Origin of the sequence: Streptomyces bluensis (assembly GCF_014650715.1) — a bacterium.
Classification (GTDB): Bacteria; Actinomycetota; Actinomycetes; order Streptomycetales; family Streptomycetaceae; genus Streptomyces; species Streptomyces bluensis.
On record NZ_BMVM01000013.1, the window covers coordinates 65,992 to 81,070 of the forward strand.

Sequence of the window (15,079 nt, forward strand, 5' to 3'; positions counted from 1 at the left end):
CGCCCGCCGTAGCGGCCCGGCTGCCCGGCACGGCAGCCGGCGTCAGCGGCCCAGCTCCGTCGGGATCTCTCCCACCCGCAGCGGATCCGCCGGCTTCTCCAGCGGCGGCAGCTCGGGCAGCGCGTCCCAGGGGACCTGGAGTCTGCGGAGGTCCTTGCGGATGCGCTCGGCGAGATGCTTGGTGTCGCGGCGGTTCATGACCGCTCCGACAGCCGCCCCCACCATGAACGGCATCAGGTTCGGCAGATTGCGCACCATGCGCTTCATGATCTGCTGGCGCAGCTCCCGCTTCATCTGGCTGCCCAGCGCGGCGTTGAACGTCGACGGCTTGACCACGTCGATCCCCCGCTCCCCGGTCCAGGAACTCAGGTAGGCGGTACTGCGCTGCTTCAGGTTCCCCGGCGGCCGTACCCCGTACACCTCGTACAGCTCGGCGATCAGTTTCAGCTCGATCGCGGCGACTCCGGTGATCTCGGCGGCCAGTTCCGTGGGCATCGCGGGCGGCACCGGCAGCATCGCGGCGGCCCCGATTCCGGCGCCCACCGTCGACGAGGCGTTGGCCGCGCCGGCCACGAGTCTGTCCGCGATCTCCTCGGGCCCCAGGCCCGGGAACTGCCTGCGCAGGGTCGCGAGGTCCCGCACGGGAATCCGCGGAGCCATGTCGACGATGCGGTCGGCGAGGTGCGCCAGGGCGGCTCTGGCGCGGTTGCCGCCCTTGCGGGCGCCTTCGATGCCTTGCCAGAGTGCGTCCCTGACGACCTCCGCGCGACGCCGGGCGACCGGCGCCGAAGAGTCCACGGGGACCGGAAGGCCCGGCCGCGCGTCCGTGGTGTTCGCGTCCTGGGCGCCCCCCGGCGCCGCGCCAGACGTACGTTCGAGCGAGGCTCCTGGTTCGGTGGAGCCCCGCCCATCGTCACGCACGCCGTGAGAGCCGTCGTACGGCTCTTCGTCCGCCTCCTTGCGGAAGCGGCGCTTCCAGGGAGGGGTCGAGCCAGTCACGGCCGACCCCGCCTCAGTCGCAGTCGCGGCAGATCGGCTGGCCGTTCTTCTCGCGGGCCAGCTGACTGCGGTGATGCACCAGGAAGCAGCTCATGCAGGTGAACTCGTCCTGCTGCTTGGGCAGCACCCGGACGGCCAGCTCCTCGTTCGAGAGGTCGGCGCCGGGCAGTTCCAGGCCTTCGGCGGCCTCGAACTCGTCGACGTCCACCGACGAGGTCGACTTGTCGTTCCGCCGCGCCTTGAGTTCTTCCAGGCTGTCCGAATCGACGTCGTCATCGGTCTTGCGTGGGGTGTCGTAATCCGTTGCCATGTCGCTCTCCCCCTCTGGGTGTCTACGGTGTCTCCAGCGCACGTAACGCGTGAGAGGCCGGACTTGTGCCCGACCCGAGGCGGAGATTTTGCCTCACATCAAGGTCTGTTACTCAATCGACACCCAACCGGACCCCTCAAGAGTGATCGGCTTGGATGGCGAACGGGACCGTACACGGTCCATGGGCCGCACTTCAAAGGCGTCTCACCGTGTACTTCCCGTGATCAAGATGGTCGAAAACCCGGATTTTCCCGGCTTTCCGTCAACCACATGATCACGGAGAGTGGATGGCCGGAAATTCGCCCCTGTGATCGATCACACACGATCTTCACTCTTGTGCACGGGGAAAATTCCGCCCAAAGCGAACACGGTCGTTGTGTCGGCGGCATGATGTCAGATCACCACGGTCTCCCGCATCTCAGGTCGGCCGGATCTCGCGCCCTTCTGGACCCCGCGGCCGACTGCCTTTCAGGTCGGCAGAGTGACCCGCATCACGAGCCCCCCTCCCTCGCGCGGACGGGCGGCGATGTGGCCGCCGTGCGCACGAGCCACGGACCGGGCGATCGACAGGCCGAGGCCCACGCCCTTGTCGCTCCCCGTGCGCTCGGTGCGCAGCCGCCGGAACGGCTCGAAGAGGTTGTCGATCTCGTACGCGGGAACCATCGGCCCGGTGTTCGTGACGACCAGAACCGCCTGGCCGTGCTGGAGCTCGGTCGTCACCTCGACCCACCCATGGTCCGGCACGTTGTACCGGACGGCGTTCTGGACGAGGTTCAGGGCGATCCGCTCCAGCAGGACGCCGTTGCCCTGGACCACCGCCGGGGCGCGCTCGCCGCGGATCTCCACGCCCTTGGCCTCCGCCTCGGCGTGCACCTGGTCGACGGCCTGCGAGGCGACCTCCGCCAGGTCCACGGGCTTGCGCTCGATGATCTGGTTGTCACTGCGGGCGAGCAGCAGCAGGCCCTCGACGAGTTGCTCGCTGCGTTCGTTGGTGGCCAGCAGGGTCTTGCCGAGCTGTTGCAGTTCCACTGGGGCGTTCGGATCGGACAGGTGCACCTCTAGGAGAGTGCGGTTGATCGCGAGCGGGGTTCTCAGCTCGTGCGAGGCGTTCCCGACGAACCGTTGCTGGGCCGTGAAGGCCCGTTCCAGGCGCTCCAGCATGTCGTCGAGGGTGTCCGCCAGCTCCTTCAGTTCATCGTCCGGGCCGTCCAGCTCGATCCGCCGGGACAGGTCCGAACCGGCCACCGCGCGGGCGGTGCGGGTGATCCGGCCGAGCGGTGTGAGCACCCGGCCCGCCATCGCGTAGCCGAAGGCGAACGCGATCACGGCGAGTCCCAGCAGGGCCAGCAGGGAGCGGCTGAGCAGGCCGTCCAGGGCGTGCTGCTTCAGGGCGTCGTTGCACGCCTTGAGAGCGGCGTTGCGGGCGTCGTCGGTGGTCGCGTTGTTCAGTTCCGGGCAGGTGTCGCTGCGGATTTGGACGCCGCTGCCGTAGATCTTGAACGACTGGCCGCTGCCCTCGTGGATGGCCTGGGCCGCCAGCAGGTAGATGATCGACAGCAGCAGGATCCCGGCGATCAGGAACATGCCGCCGTACAGCAGCGTGAGCCTTATCCGGATGGTCGGGCGCAGCCAGGGGAACGGCGGCTCGGGCTTCCTCGGGTCCCAGGTGGGCTTCGGGGGCGCCTTGGGCGGTGCGGGTGTCGCGGCCATCGGGATCAGATCCGGTAACCGGAGCCGGGCACGGTGACGATCACCGGGGGCTCGCCGAGTTTGCGGCGCAGGGTCATCACGGTGACGCGCACGACGTTGGTGAAGGGGTCCGTGTTCTCGTCCCAGGCCTTCTCCAGGAGCTGCTCGGCGGAGACGACGGCGCCCTCACTGCGCATCAGCACCTCCAGGACGGCGAACTCCTTGGGGGCGAGCTGGATCTCCCTGCCGTCGCGGAAGACCTCGCGGCGGTTGGGGTCGAGCTTGATGCCGGCGCGCTCCAGCACGGGTGGCAGCGGCACGCTCGTGCGGCGCCCCAGGGCGCGCACGCGTGCGGTGAGCTCGCTGAAGGCGAACGGCTTGGGGAGATAGTCGTCGGCGCCTATCTCCAGGCCCTCGACGCGGTCGCTGACGTCGCCGGACGCGGTGAGCATCAGCACGCGCGTGGGCATGCCGAGCTCGACGATCTTGCGGCATACGTCGTCGCCGTGCACGAGGGGAAGGTCGCGGTCGAGGACGACCACGTCGTAGTCGTTGACGCCGATGCGCTCCAGGGCGGCCGCACCGTCGTACACGACGTCGACGGCCATGGCCTCCCGGCGCAGTCCGGTGGCCACCGCATCGGCGAGCAGCTGCTCGTCCTCGACGACGAGTACGCGCACGTCGCTTGTCCTTCCTCTGTCCACCCGCGTGGCGCATCCTCGGCGCACGTGGGCAGGGTCTTCGTGGGTGTGTGACCTCCATCCTGCCCTTTTCGGCCATAAGTCGGCGGTAAGTCAGAGTGCGGGGGGCCGCGCGGGAGGGGCCGGGAGTCCGGCAAACGAGAAATTCTCTCCGGTTGAGGTTTCCCCGGAACGGTGTGGGGGGAGGACGGCTTTACACCCCGCGATCACACTCTGCTTGTGCCGCACCACCATGCGGTACGTCGCGATCCGCTTTCCGCAGGGCGGGCGTGGGTGTCCGGCACCGTCGCCGCCCAGCACGGGCAGCGCTGGGCATCCACAGGAGACGTGATCGCCCCTTCCGAACGGCACACCCCCGTGCCACCGACCCACGACCCAGGACGAGGGGGCGCAGCATGGACGCATTCACCGCAGGACTTTTGCAGCGCATAAGGGCAACCGAGTCCGACCTGACGCGGGCTCGCGAGACGGGCGACGACTTCCTCGTGGAGGTCGAGCAGGGCGAGCTCGACGACCTGCACCGTCTCGCCGCCGAACACGGTGTGGAGGTCAGCGCGTCACGCGTCTGACCGCCTCGTCCGAGCGGGGCCCCGGCATCGATCCAGTGCCGGGGCCCCGTTCGGCGTTGTACGGGGTGCCGGCCGGCGTCGCCGGCCGTGCCGCGTGCGCCGTCAGTCGTGCCACGCCCCCAGCGCCTCCAGGCGGGCCTGAAGGGGCTCGAACAGACCGGGTGGAGCCACGACGGTCAGGCCGGTCGAGAGGGGCTCTCCGGGGCGGCCGCCGGTCAGGGCGCCCGCCTCCCGGGCGATGAGGTCGCCCGCCGCGTAGTCCCAGGGGTTCAGACCGCGCTCATAGAAGCCGTCCAGGCGGCCCACCGCCACGTCGCACAAGTCGATCGCGGCCGAGCCCCCGCGCCGGATGTCGCGCACCTGGGGGAGCAGCTCGCGGAGCACCTCGGCCTGCCTGGCCCGGCGGTCGGCCAGATAGCCGAACCCGGTGCCCACGAGGGCCAGCTCCAGGGCGGCGGGGGGCCGCACGCGCGCGGGGCGGTCGTTCACGTACGCCCCCTCCCCCAGGACCGCCCGGAAGGTCTCGCCGCGCAGCGGGGCGTGGACCACGCCGACAACCGTCTCGCCGTGCAGCCGGGCCGCGATGGACACCGCCCAGCTGGGCAGGCCGTACAGGTAGTTGACGGTGCCGTCGAGCGGGTCGATCACCCACTGGACGCCGCTGCTGCCCTCGACGCTGGCGCCCTCCTCGCCGAGCACGCCGTCGTCCGGCCTGCGCTCGGCGAGCAGGCCGGTGATCAGCTTCTCGGAGGCGATGTCCATCTCGGTGACGACGTCGACGGCGCTGGACTTGGTGGCGGCCACGCCGAGGTCCTCGGGCCGGCCGTCACGGAGAAAGGCACCCGCGCGGGTGGCCGCGTCGAGCGCGATCTGGAGAAGTTCGGCCCGGAGGGGTCCCTGCTGCTCTGATGTGTCGGTCACGACGCTCCTCACGCGTACGGGCTGTCGGCGCCCGCCGCGGCGGGACGGGCGGCGCGGGCCGGGCAGCAGCCCACGGGGCACAGGTGGTGGCTCGGGCCGAGCGCCCCGAGAGCACACGGGGTCACGTTCTCGCCCCGTTCGGTCGCGGCGCGCTCCAGGACCAGGTCCCGGACCCCGGCGGCGAACCTCGGGTCCGCGCCCACGGTGGCCGAGCGGCGCACGGGCAGGCCCAGTTCCTCGGCCTTGGCCGTGGCCTCCGTGTCGAGGTCGTACAGGACCTCCATGTGGTCCGAGACGAACCCGATGGGTGCCATCACGACGGCCGGCACCCCGGCGCCGTGCAGCTCCTCCAGGTGGTCGCAGATGTCGGGCTCAAGCCACGGGATGTGCGGTGCCCCGGAACGGGACTGGTAGACGAGCTGCCAGGGGTGGTCGGCACCGGTCCGCTCGCGCACGGCGTCGGCGATCAGCCGGGCGGTGTCCAGGTGCTCCGCGACGTACGCGCCGCCGTCCCCGTGCTCCTCGACCGGTCCTGAGGTGTCGGCGGCCGCGGTCGGGATGGAGTGCGTGGTGAAGGCGATGTGGGCGCCGTCCCGTACGTCCTCCGGGAGGTCGGCGAGGGATTCCACGAGGCCGTCGATCATGGGTTCGAGGAAGCCCGGGTGGTTGAAGTAGTGCCGCAGCTTGTCGACCTTCGGCGGCTCCAGGCCCTCCGCCTCCAGGGCGGCGAGCGCGTCCGCGAGGTTCTCGCGGTACTGGCGGCAGCCCGAGTACGACGCGTACGCGCTCGTGGTGAGGACGAGGACGCGGCGGCGGCCGTCGGCGGCCATCTCGCGCAGGGTGTCCGTCAGGTACGGCGCCCAGTTGCGGTTGCCCCAGTAGACCGGCAGGTCCAGGCCGTGCTCGGCGAAGTCCTTGCGGAGGGCGTCGAGCAGCGCTCTGTTCTGGTCGTTGATGGGACTGACCCCGCCGAACAGGAAGTAGTGCTGCCCCACCTCCTTGAGCCGCTCCCTGGGGATGCCGCGTCCCCGTGTCACGTTCTCCAGGAAGGGGACCACGTCGTCCGGGCCCTCGGGCCCTCCGAACGAGAGGAGCAGCAGGGCGTCGTAGGGGGTGGCGTCGCGTGGGTCGGGCATGTCTACGATCCTGCCATCCAGCAGTGACAGCGGAGTTCCCGGCCCATGTTCGGGCCGCACTGTCCGGGTGCGTGAGGGACCCGCCCTACCCGTAAGCTGTGTCAGCTGTTTTCGCGCCTTACCGGATCGTCAGGTTCCCCCGACCCGGCCCCACGGCAGAATCCCCGGAGACCCACGTGCCCAGCCCCTACCGCGCCCTGTTCGCCGCCCCAGGCACCAAGGGCTTCACCGCCGCGGGTCTGCTCGGCCGTATGCCGCTGGCGATGATGGGCATCGGCGTGGTGACGATGGTCTCCCAGCTCACCGGCCGGTACGGGCTCGCGGGCGCCCTGTCGGCGACCATCGCCCTGTCTGCCGCCGTGGCCGGCCCGCAGGTCTCCCGCCTGGTGGACCAGTACGGGCAGCGCCGGGTGCTGCGCCCGGCGACCCTCCTCACGCTGGCCGCGGCGGCCGGGCTGCTGTTCGCCGCGCACCACGGCTGGCCGGACTGGGTGCTGTACGTCTGCTCGGCGGGCGTCGGCTGCACCCCCAGCATCGGCGCGATGACCCGCGCGCGCTGGGCGGCCCTCTACCGGGGCACCCCGCACCTGCACACCGCGTACTCCTTCGAGTCCGTGGTGGACGAGGTCTGCTTCGTCTTCGGGCCGATCATCTCCATCGGGCTGTCCACGGCCTGGTTCCCGGAGGCCGGGCCGCTGCTCGCCGCCTGTTTCCTCGCGGTCGGCGTCTTCTGGCTGACGGCCCAGCGTGCCACCGAGCCGGCGCCGCACCCGCGCGAGCGCCACGGCGGCGGTGGACGGTCGGCGCTGCGCTCGCCCGGCCTTCAGGTCCTGGTGGGCACCTTCGTGGCGACCGGGGCGATCTTCGGGGCCGTCGACGTGGTCACCGTGGCCTTCGCCGACGAGCGGGGCCACAAGGCCGCCGCGAGTGTCGTCCTCGCCGTGTACGCGGCCGGATCCTGCCTCGCGGGGATCGTCTTCGGCCTGCTGCGCTTCGCGGGAGCCCCGGAACGCCGGTGGCTGCTGGGCGTGTGCGGCATGGCCGTGAGTATGATCCCCCTCCTACTGGTCGGGAACCTGCCGTTTCTGGCCGTGGCGCTCTTCGTCGCGGGCCTGTCCATCGCACCGACGATGATCACGACGATGTCCCTCATCGAAGAGCACGTACCACGCGCGCAACTGACCGAGGGCATGACCTGGGTGAGCACCGGGCTGGCGGTCGGGGTCGCGCTCGGCTCCTCCGTGTCCGGCTGGGTGATCGACGCCGCCGGTGCGGACGCCGGGTACGGGGTTCCGGCGGTGTCCGGTGCCGTCGCGGTCACGGTCGGTTTCCTCGGGTACCGCCGGCTGCGCAGGCCGGCTGCGCAGCGGGGAGGAGCCCATGAGCAGCACAGCGAGCGGCACGACGAGCACGAGCAGCGGAACATGGCGTAACTGGGCCGGGAACGTCACCGCCCGACCGGTATGTGAGGTCACACCCGCCTCCGTGGAGGAACTGTCCGCGGCCGTACGGAAGGCCGCCGAGGACGGTCTGAGGGTGAAGGCCGTCGGCACCGGGCACTCCTTCACGGCGGCCGCCGCGACCGACGGTGTGCTGATCCGCCCTCAACTGCTGACCGGGATACGCGGGATCGATCGCGAGGCCATGACGGTCACCGTCGAGGCGGGCACCCCGCTGAAGCGTCTCAATGTGGCTCTCGCGCGCGAGGGACTGTCGCTCACGAACATGGGCGACATCATGGAGCAGACGGTGTCGGGCGCGACCAGTACCGGCACCCACGGCACGGGCCGTGAGTCGGGCTCGATCGCCGCGCAGATCAGGGGAATTGAGCTGGTGACCGCCGACGGCTCGGTCCTCACCTGCTCCGAGAAGGACAATCCGGAGGTCTTCGCGGCGGCCCGCATAGGCATCGGCGCCCTGGGGATCGTCACCGCGGTCACGTTGGCCGTGGAGCCCCTCTTCCTGCTCACGGCGCGCGAGGAGCCGATGGCCTTCGACAGGGTCCTCGCCGAGTTCGACGAACTCTGGGCCGAGAACGAGCACTTCGAGTTCTACTGGTTCCCGCACACCGGCAACACCAACACCAAGCGGAACAACCGCAGCGCGGGCCCCGAGAAGCCCGTCCCCCCGCTGAGCGGCTGGTTCGAGGACGAGTTCCTCTCCAACGGCGTCTTCCAGGTGGCCAACTGGGTCGGCCGCGCCGTCCCCGCCACGGTCCCCACGATCGCCCGGATCTCCAGCCGTGCCCTGTCCGCACGCACGTACACCGACATTCCCTACAAGGTCTTCACGTCTCCGCGCCGGGTGCGCTTCGTGGAGATGGAGTACGCCGTGCCGCGTGCGGCACTGGTGGACACCCTGCGGGAGTTGAAGGCGATGGTCGACCGCTCTCCCCTGCGCGTCAGCTTCCCCGTGGAGGTCCGCACGGCCCCGGCCGACGACATCACGCTCTCCACGGCGTCCGGCCGCGACAGCGCGTACGTCGCCGTCCACATGTTCAGGGGCACGCCCTACCGGGCGTACTTCACCGCGGCAGAGCGGATCTTCACGGCGCACGAGGGGCGCCCGCACTGGGGCAAGGTGCACACGCGCGACGCCGAGTACTTCTCCCGTGTCTATCCCCGCTTCGGCGAGTTCACCGCGCTCCGTGACCGGCTGGACCCCGATCGCCGCTTCCAGAACGACTACCTGCGGAGGGTGTTGGGCTCGTAGCCGCCCCTCGCCGTGCGGCCGCGCGAGAGCGGAACGCATGAGCGAGGGGATTTACCCCGTTTCCATCGGTTTCATACGGTGCATCCGTGCTCCATCGCCACGAAAACGGCACTTCGGTCGACCAACTCCCACCCCTTGCGAGAAGTTGGGCGGCGCGCCGATCCACGCAAGTGGCCCGAATGGAGTACTGTTGCGAGCCCTGGGTCCGGACTCCCGCCAGGGTGTCCGGGGCCTTCGAGGACCGCCGGGAGGGGGATCGTTGCACAGGGTGATGAGATTCGTCACTTAGCGTTGCGAAATGGTAACCGTGCCATAACGGCGGCCCAGGGCCAACGCGCGACACGCCGGGCAACTCGGCAAGGTTGTGGCAGGCTGCACCCGGGCAGGCCACACTCGACTAGCGGAAGCAGCGACGCACGTGACGTCGGCAGGCACCACCCGGGAGGTCCCCATGCCCGAACTGCGTGTCGTGGCCGTCTCCAATGACGGCACACGGCTGGTGCTGAAGGCTGCCGACGCAACGGAGTACACACTCCCGATCGACGAACGGCTCCGCGCCGCCGTGCGCGGCGACCGACCACGCCTCGGCCAGATCGAGATCGAGGTGGAGAGCCATCTCCGCCCCCGTGACATCCAGGCCCGTATACGCGCCGGCGCGTCGGCCGAGGAGGTCGCGCAGCTCGCCGGCATCCCCGTCGACCGCGTACGCCGCTTCGAGGGTCCCGTGCTCGCCGAGCGCGCCTTCATGGCCGAGCGGGCCCGCAAGACTCCGGTCCGGCGCCCCGGTGAGAACGCGGCCGGCCCCCAACTCGGCGAGGCCGTCCAGGAGCGGCTGCTCCTGCGCGGCGCCGAGAAGGACACGGTCCAGTGGGACTCCTGGCGCCGCGACGACGGCACCTGGGAGGTGCTGCTCGTCTACCGGGTCGCGGGTGAGCCGCACTCGGCGAGCTGGACGTACGACCCGCCCCGGCGGCTCGTCCAGGCCGTCGACGACGAGGCGCGCTCGCTGATCGGTGAGTCCGACGACCTCGGGGCGGCCGAGCCGAGCTTCCCGTTCGTGCCGCGGATCGCCCGGCTGCCACGGGACCGTCCCCTGGACCGCCCGGCGGAACGCCCCCTCCTGCCCTCCCAGGCGTCCGAACCGCCCGAGGAGAGCACGGACGAACGCGACTCGCTCACCAGCATCCTGGAGGCCGTGCCCAGCTACCGGGGCGACCTGGTGGTGCCCGAACGGCCCGCGGAGACGCAGGAGGAGCCCGTGTCGGAGCCCGAGGCGGAGGAGCCACCGGCTCCCGCGGCCTCGGCCGGTTCCGCTTACGCGGACGTACTCATGCCGCGCTCGGTTGCCAGCCATCGCGAGCGCCTCGTCGGTGCCACCGATCGCCAGGCCGAGGCGGACGGCGTCCGTCCGGGCCGACGCGCGGCGGTGCCGAGCTGGGACGAGATCGTGTTCGGTACACGGCGGAAGAAGCAGGACTAGGAACGGGACCAGAAGCAGGACCAGAGGGACGGACCAGAAGAACCAGGGCCAGAAGAACCAGGGCCAGAAGAACCAGGGCCAGAAGAACCAGGGCCAGGAGAAGCAGGATCAGTCGACTGGTCACAGGTACGTCCGTGGGGCCCGCATCGTTCAGACGCGGGCCCCATGTCGTGCCGGGCCGCAGCGGGATCCGGCGGATGTCACCGGGCTCCCGCGCAGGTCACTGGGGGTCCGGGCCCGTCGCCACCGGGCGGTTGCCGTCCTGGCTCCACTCCGACCACGAGCCGACGTACAGGGCGGCCGGGATGCCGGCGACGGCCAGCGCGAGGACCTCGTGGGCGCCCGAGACACCCGACCCGCAGTAGACACCGACCTCCGAGGTGCCGGACGCGCCCAGAGCCCTGAAGCGGTCGGCGAGTTCGGCTGCGGGCAGGAAGCGACCGGATTCGGCCACATTCTCCGTGGTGGGTGCCGAGACCGCGCCCGGAATGTGCCCGGCTACGGGATCGATGGGCTCGACGTCACCGCGGTACCGCTCGGGCGCCCGCGCGTCGAGGAGCAGCCCGGTGCGGGCGAGCGCGGCGGCACCATCGGCGTCCAGCAGCGGCAGGGCACCCGGAGCCGGGGCGAAGGTCCCCTGAACCGGTGCGGGGACCTCCGATGTCAACGGACCGTCCCAGGCCTCAAGGCCGCCGTCGAGGACGCGTACCGACGGGTGTCCGGTGAAGCGCAACAGCCACCACGCGCGCGCGGCGGCCCAGCCGAGCCCGCCGTCGTACACCACGACGTCGCGGTCCGCCGAGACCCCGGCCGCCCGCATCGCGGCACCGAAGGCCTCCGTGTCCGGCAGCGGATGCCGGCCGCGGGCGCCCGCGGGACCCGCGAGTTCGGCATCCAGGTCGACGAAGACGGCGCCCGGGATGTGCGCCTTGTCGTACTCGGGTCGCAGGTTCGGACCGCCCAGCTGCCAGCGGACGTCGAGGAGGACCGGCGGAGTCGCGCCCGCGAGCTCACTGGCGAGTTCGGCTGCGGAGATGATGGCTTTCATACGTCCCATCCTTGCGCACGGGGTGGCCCTGTCGTCCAGGTCGGGCTACTCTGCTCCGCCGGACAGGCCCGATCACAAGGCGTACGGGATCGGGCACATGCTGTGCATCCGCAGGACCCACGTGGCACGGGCGCGCCAACGGGACGTGCACGCGCGTGAGGGCGGTAGGCGCGTACGGTGAGCGGCGGCGACACGGCCGCCGCGAGGGGCCGAGGAGAGAGTGACGAATGACCGAGGCACGGGGTTCGGCCGGCCTGGACGGTGAGGCGTACCCGCCCGGCACACCATGCTGGGTGAGTCTGATGGTGCACGGGATGGCCGCCACCCAGGACTTCTACGGGGCACTGTTCGGCTGGGAGTTCCGGCCGGGACCGCAGCAACTGGGCCCGTACGTCAGGGCCCTGCTCGACGGACACGAGGTGGCCGGGATCGGTCAGCTGCCGTCCGACCGTCATCTGCCCATCGCGTGGACGCCCTATCTCGCCTCGGCCGACGCCGACCTGACCGCCGAGAGGGTGCGGCACTGCGGCGGCACGGTGGGCGTGGGCCCCCTGGACGCCGCCGACGCGGGCCGCATGGCCATCGCCTCGGACTCCTCGGGGGCCGTCTTCGGGATCTGGCAGGCCGCGGCCCACCTCGGCACCGCCGTCACGGGCGTCCCCGGCACGCCCGCCTGGAACGAGCTCTTCACCCGCGACACGGCTGGCGCCGCCAAGTTCTACGAGACCGTCTTCGGCTACCAGGAGGAGCCGCTCGCCTCCGCCGACGTCGACTACGTGACCCTCCGCGTCGAGGGCCGGCCGGTCGCCGGCATCCGCGGCGTCGGCAGGGGCCTCCCCCGTGACCGGGGCGCCCACTGGCTGACCTCCTTCGAGGTCGCCGACACCGACGAGGCGGTCACCCGCGTCACCGGACTCGGGGGCCACCTCCTCAAGCCCGCCCGGGACACGCCCCACGGCCGCGTGGCCACGGTCGTGGACCCGGAGGGCGCGGTGTTCTCCGTGGTTCACACGGAGGGCCGCTCGCATCGCTGAGCCGGGGCTCGGCTCAATGGCTGTGCCGCCGGTCCCTCCTGGCTGGGTACCGGCCCCGGCTCGCCGTACCCGCACGTCGGCCAGGAGGGGATCGACACATCGGTGTGCGGACTCCGCCGCCGGTCTCGTGCTGTACTTCCTCGGCGCGTACGGTGCCCAGTGACCCGGCGCGTTCGAACCTCGTGGAGGCTTTGATGCAGATCGCCTCGTTGCCGTACCTCGACGAGCACGCGACGGTCATCCCCTCGGAGACCGACGACGTCTGGCGCGGTCTTTCCGAGACACTGGACCGTTCTTTCTCGCGCCCTGGCGTCGCCGTCTACACGAGGCTGGTGGGATGCGCCGACTGCGCGGCGTCCGGCCCGCGGCCCCTTGCCGAAGGCTCGACGTTTCCCGGGTGGCGGGTGGTCTCCGCGGTCCCGGGACGAGAACTTGTCCTCCAGGGGTGCCATCGTTTCTCGTCCTACGCCCTGATCTTCCGCATCGAACACCTCGGTCCGGGGCGGTCACGGCTGCGTGCCGAAAGCCGGGCCGCCTTTCCCGGCCTGGCCGGCGGCCTCTACCGACGGCTCGTCGTGGGAACGGGCGGGCACGTGGTCGGCATGCGGCGCCTCCTTTCGACGATCCGCCGCCGATCTGTGTAGCGCACCTGCCCGGGTCGGCCCGGATGGTCCCCTATACCTGCGACTCCGCGAGCAATCGCAGTGCGTGTTCCTTCAGTTGGGCACTGGCCTGCGCGGCGTCACCGGAGTCGAAGGGAGGCTGAGGATCGTACTCGACGGCGAGTTGGATGGCCTTGGCCGTGTCCTCCCCCGCGATCAGGGACGCGAGGTACAGGGCCATGTCCACACCGGCCGACACCCCGGCCGCGGTGATGATCTTCCCTGAGCGTACGTAGCGCTGCGGCAGGTACGTCACGTCGAACGTGGACCGGAGGTACTCGGCGGAAGCCCAGTAAGTGGTCGCCTGCCGTCCGTCCAGCAGCCCTGCCGCGGCAAGGATGATGCTCCCGGTGCACACCGAGGTCGTCCAGCGGCTGTGCCGGTGGACATGGCGGATCCAGCTCAGGAGGGCCTCGTTGTTCATCGCCCCGATGGTGCCGCGGTTGCCCCCACCGGGCACGAGCAGGACGTCGAGGCGGTCGACCTCGCTGATCGACCGTTCAGCGACCACGGCCACGTCTCCGGTGTCCGTGCGGACGGCACCGCGTCTCTCGGCGATCATCGTCACGGTCGCGTCCGGCAGGCGGGACAGAACCTCCGCCGGGCCGGTGGGGTCCAGCAGGCTGTAGCCGTCGTACAGCAGGATGCCGATGGCAGGGCCCTTGCCACCGCCCGTGGGGACGGCATGCGCGGCTTCGGTCCGGGCCGCGGTCGTGGCGGCGAGCGCGGCGGTGGCCGCGGTGCCGCGCAGTACGTTTCTGCGTGTCGTCGAATGGCTCATGGGCCGGGAGTCTGCTGCTTCGGCGCGACGCGCGGGGCCGGTGTGTCCGGCATCCTGCGCATCCTGTCCCCCGTGACCCCGTAGTGGTCCAGGAACGCCTGCCGCAGCGTCTCCGCCGACCCGAACCCGCAGCGACGGGCGACGGCGACCATGGACAGTCCGCTGGACCGCACCAGGTGCGCCGCCGCCTCAGTACGGGCCCGGCGCACGGCCCGTGCCGGGGTCGTGCCCAGGTGCGCGGTGAAGAGGCGGGTCAGGTGCCGGGTGCTGATGCCGGCGCGGGCCGCCAGGGCCGCGGGCGTGAGGTCCTCGGCCAGATGGCCGGCGATGTGGCCCATCAGGTCCCGGACCAACCGGTCCTCCGGCGGCGGGGCGGCCAGGAACAGGGAGATCTGGGCCTGGTCGGCCGGGCGGTGCAGATGGGTGACGAGTTCCCGGGCCACGGCGCGGGCCAGCGTCGGGCCGTGGTCGTCCTCTATCAGGGCCAGCGTCAGGTCGAGCGCGCTGGTGACACCGGCCGAGGTGTACACATGGCCGTCGCGGATGTAGAGCGGACTCACGTCGACGGCGACGGCGGGGTGACGCTCGGCCAGTCGTTCCCCCCACCCCCAGTGGGTCGTGACCCGCCTGTGGTCCAGCAGACCGGCGGCGGCCAGCACATGGGCGCCGGTGCAGACGGAGGCCACGCGTCGGCTGCACCCGGCCAGGCGGCGGACATGGCCGAGCAGGCGCTCATCCGCCGCCGCGGTCACGCAGCCGATGCCGCCCACGACGATCAGCGTGTCCAGACGCCCCGTGACCGCCTCCAGCCGCTGCCCCGCTCCCACCGGAATCCCCGCGGAACTACGGGCGGCCCGACGGCCCAGCGTGCCCAGCTCGATGGAGTAGGACGGCTTCGCGCCGTACCGGTTGGCGATGTCCAGTGCGCCGCTGGGACAGGCGATGTCGAGGATCTGCGCGTCGTCGTAGGCCACGATGAGAACGCGGCGCCTGGTCTCCATGTCCTCCCCCTGCGACCCCGGTCATGTGCGCAGGCA

Annotated in this window: 15 protein-coding genes; 6 read left to right on the top strand and 9 right to left on the bottom strand. The window is 71.2% G+C overall.

Annotation, left to right across the window (positions count from 1 at the left end; genetic code table 11):
* Positions 1–42 precede the first annotated feature (42 nt).
* The 4 genes from IE262_RS27820 to IE262_RS27835 all read right to left on the bottom strand — a co-directional run bounded on the left by IE262_RS27820 (position 43) and on the right by IE262_RS27835 (position 3,678).
* On the bottom strand, positions 43–999 hold the full coding sequence (locus IE262_RS27820; RefSeq protein WP_189877547.1) for a hypothetical protein: 957 nt from the start codon (positions 997–999) through the stop codon (positions 43–45).
* Positions 1,000–1,012: 13 nt separating this feature from the next.
* On the bottom strand, positions 1,013–1,309 hold the full coding sequence (locus IE262_RS27825) for a DUF4193 domain-containing protein (RefSeq protein WP_003997302.1): 297 nt from the start codon (positions 1,307–1,309) through the stop codon (positions 1,013–1,015).
* A gap of 468 nt (positions 1,310–1,777) precedes the next feature.
* Positions 1,778–3,019: a sensor histidine kinase gene (locus IE262_RS27830; protein WP_189877549.1), complete on the bottom strand. Its 1,242-nt coding sequence runs from the start codon at positions 3,017–3,019 to the stop codon at positions 1,778–1,780.
* 5 nt (positions 3,020–3,024) lie between these two features.
* Positions 3,025–3,678 (bottom strand): response regulator transcription factor, encoded by a 654-nt coding sequence (locus IE262_RS27835; protein WP_131563521.1) that lies wholly within the window; start codon positions 3,676–3,678, stop codon positions 3,025–3,027.
* 416 nt (positions 3,679–4,094) lie between these two features.
* Here IE262_RS27835 and IE262_RS27840 point away from each other — a divergent pair, with 416 nt between their 5' ends.
* Entirely contained in the window at positions 4,095–4,268 is a 174-nt protein-coding gene (locus IE262_RS27840) for a hypothetical protein (RefSeq protein WP_166681761.1), read from the top strand.
* A gap of 102 nt (positions 4,269–4,370) precedes the next feature.
* On the opposite strand, the gene IE262_RS27845 is transcribed toward IE262_RS27840, so the two are convergent.
* Both IE262_RS27845 and IE262_RS27850 read right to left on the bottom strand, forming a co-directional pair.
* Entirely contained in the window at positions 4,371–5,189 is an 819-nt protein-coding gene (locus tag IE262_RS27845; protein ID WP_134040580.1) for an inositol monophosphatase family protein, read from the bottom strand.
* Between the two features lie 8 nt (positions 5,190–5,197).
* Entirely contained in the window at positions 5,198–6,325 is a 1,128-nt protein-coding gene (locus IE262_RS27850; RefSeq protein WP_189877551.1) for a ferrochelatase, read from the bottom strand.
* Between the two features lie 176 nt (positions 6,326–6,501).
* Here IE262_RS27850 and IE262_RS27855 point away from each other — a divergent pair, with 176 nt between their 5' ends.
* From IE262_RS27855 to sepH, 3 genes are all read left to right on the top strand, one after another.
* The gene (locus IE262_RS27855) at positions 6,502–7,758 is read left to right on the top strand and encodes an MFS transporter (protein ID WP_134040578.1); all 1,257 of its coding nucleotides are present in this window, start codon (positions 6,502–6,504) and stop codon (positions 7,756–7,758) included.
* Positions 7,706–9,037 (top strand): D-arabinono-1,4-lactone oxidase, encoded by a 1,332-nt coding sequence (locus IE262_RS27860; protein ID WP_189877553.1) that lies wholly within the window; start codon positions 7,706–7,708, stop codon positions 9,035–9,037. The genes IE262_RS27855 and IE262_RS27860 overlap by 53 nt, the downstream gene beginning before the upstream one ends.
* A 451-nt stretch (positions 9,038–9,488) precedes the next feature.
* On the top strand, positions 9,489–10,517 hold the full coding sequence (sepH, locus tag IE262_RS27865; RefSeq protein ID WP_189877555.1) for a septation protein SepH: 1,029 nt from the start codon (positions 9,489–9,491) through the stop codon (positions 10,515–10,517).
* 220 nt (positions 10,518–10,737) lie between these two features.
* On the opposite strand, the gene IE262_RS27870 is transcribed toward sepH, so the two are convergent.
* Entirely contained in the window at positions 10,738–11,565 is an 828-nt protein-coding gene (locus tag IE262_RS27870; RefSeq protein ID WP_189877557.1) for a sulfurtransferase, read from the bottom strand.
* A 227-nt stretch (positions 11,566–11,792) separates the two neighbouring features.
* Here IE262_RS27870 and IE262_RS27875 point away from each other — a divergent pair, with 227 nt between their 5' ends.
* Positions 11,793–12,599, top strand: a complete 807-nt coding sequence (locus tag IE262_RS27875) for a VOC family protein (RefSeq protein WP_189877559.1) — start codon at positions 11,793–11,795, stop codon at positions 12,597–12,599.
* Positions 12,600–12,793: 194 nt separating this feature from the next.
* Positions 12,794–13,243 (top strand): hypothetical protein, encoded by a 450-nt coding sequence (locus tag IE262_RS27880; protein WP_189877561.1) that lies wholly within the window; start codon positions 12,794–12,796, stop codon positions 13,241–13,243.
* 31 nt (positions 13,244–13,274) lie between these two features.
* Here IE262_RS27880 and IE262_RS27885 read toward each other — a convergent pair whose 3' ends face one another.
* Together IE262_RS27885 and IE262_RS27890 are read right to left on the bottom strand one after the other, a co-directional pair.
* Complete coding sequence (locus IE262_RS27885) at positions 13,275–14,042, bottom strand: DJ-1/PfpI family protein (protein WP_134040571.1); 768 nt, start codon at positions 14,040–14,042, stop codon at positions 13,275–13,277.
* Complete coding sequence (locus IE262_RS27890) at positions 14,039–15,043, bottom strand: GlxA family transcriptional regulator (protein WP_189877564.1); 1,005 nt, start codon at positions 15,041–15,043, stop codon at positions 14,039–14,041. The genes IE262_RS27885 and IE262_RS27890 overlap by 4 nt, the downstream gene beginning before the upstream one ends.
* Positions 15,044–15,079: the final 36 nt, after the last annotated feature.

Bases quoted from the DNA above. Each gene is read 5' to 3' on its own strand.
- IE262_RS27830 (WP_189877549.1), bottom strand. From the start codon at position 3,019: ATGGCCGCGACACCCGCACCGCCCAAGGCGCCCCCGAAGCCCACCTGG.
- IE262_RS27880 (WP_189877561.1), top strand. From the start codon at position 12,794: ATGCAGATCGCCTCGTTGCCGTACCTCGACGAGCACGCGACGGTCATC.
- IE262_RS27850 (WP_189877551.1), bottom strand. From the start codon at position 6,325: ATGCCCGACCCACGCGACGCCACCCCCTACGACGCCCTGCTGCTCCTC.
- IE262_RS27890 (WP_189877564.1), bottom strand. From the start codon at position 15,043: ATGGAGACCAGGCGCCGCGTTCTCATCGTGGCCTACGACGACGCGCAG.
- IE262_RS27885 (WP_134040571.1), bottom strand. From the start codon at position 14,042: ATGAGCCATTCGACGACACGCAGAAACGTACTGCGCGGCACCGCGGCC.
- IE262_RS27860 (WP_189877553.1), top strand. From the start codon at position 7,706: ATGAGCAGCACAGCGAGCGGCACGACGAGCACGAGCAGCGGAACATGG.
- IE262_RS27825 (WP_003997302.1), bottom strand. From the start codon at position 1,309: ATGGCAACGGATTACGACACCCCACGCAAGACCGATGACGACGTCGAT.
- IE262_RS27840 (WP_166681761.1), top strand. From the start codon at position 4,095: ATGGACGCATTCACCGCAGGACTTTTGCAGCGCATAAGGGCAACCGAG.
- sepH (WP_189877555.1), top strand. From the start codon at position 9,489: ATGCCCGAACTGCGTGTCGTGGCCGTCTCCAATGACGGCACACGGCTG.
- IE262_RS27870 (WP_189877557.1), bottom strand. From the start codon at position 11,565: ATGAAAGCCATCATCTCCGCAGCCGAACTCGCCAGTGAGCTCGCGGGC.
- IE262_RS27875 (WP_189877559.1), top strand. From the start codon at position 11,793: ATGACCGAGGCACGGGGTTCGGCCGGCCTGGACGGTGAGGCGTACCCG.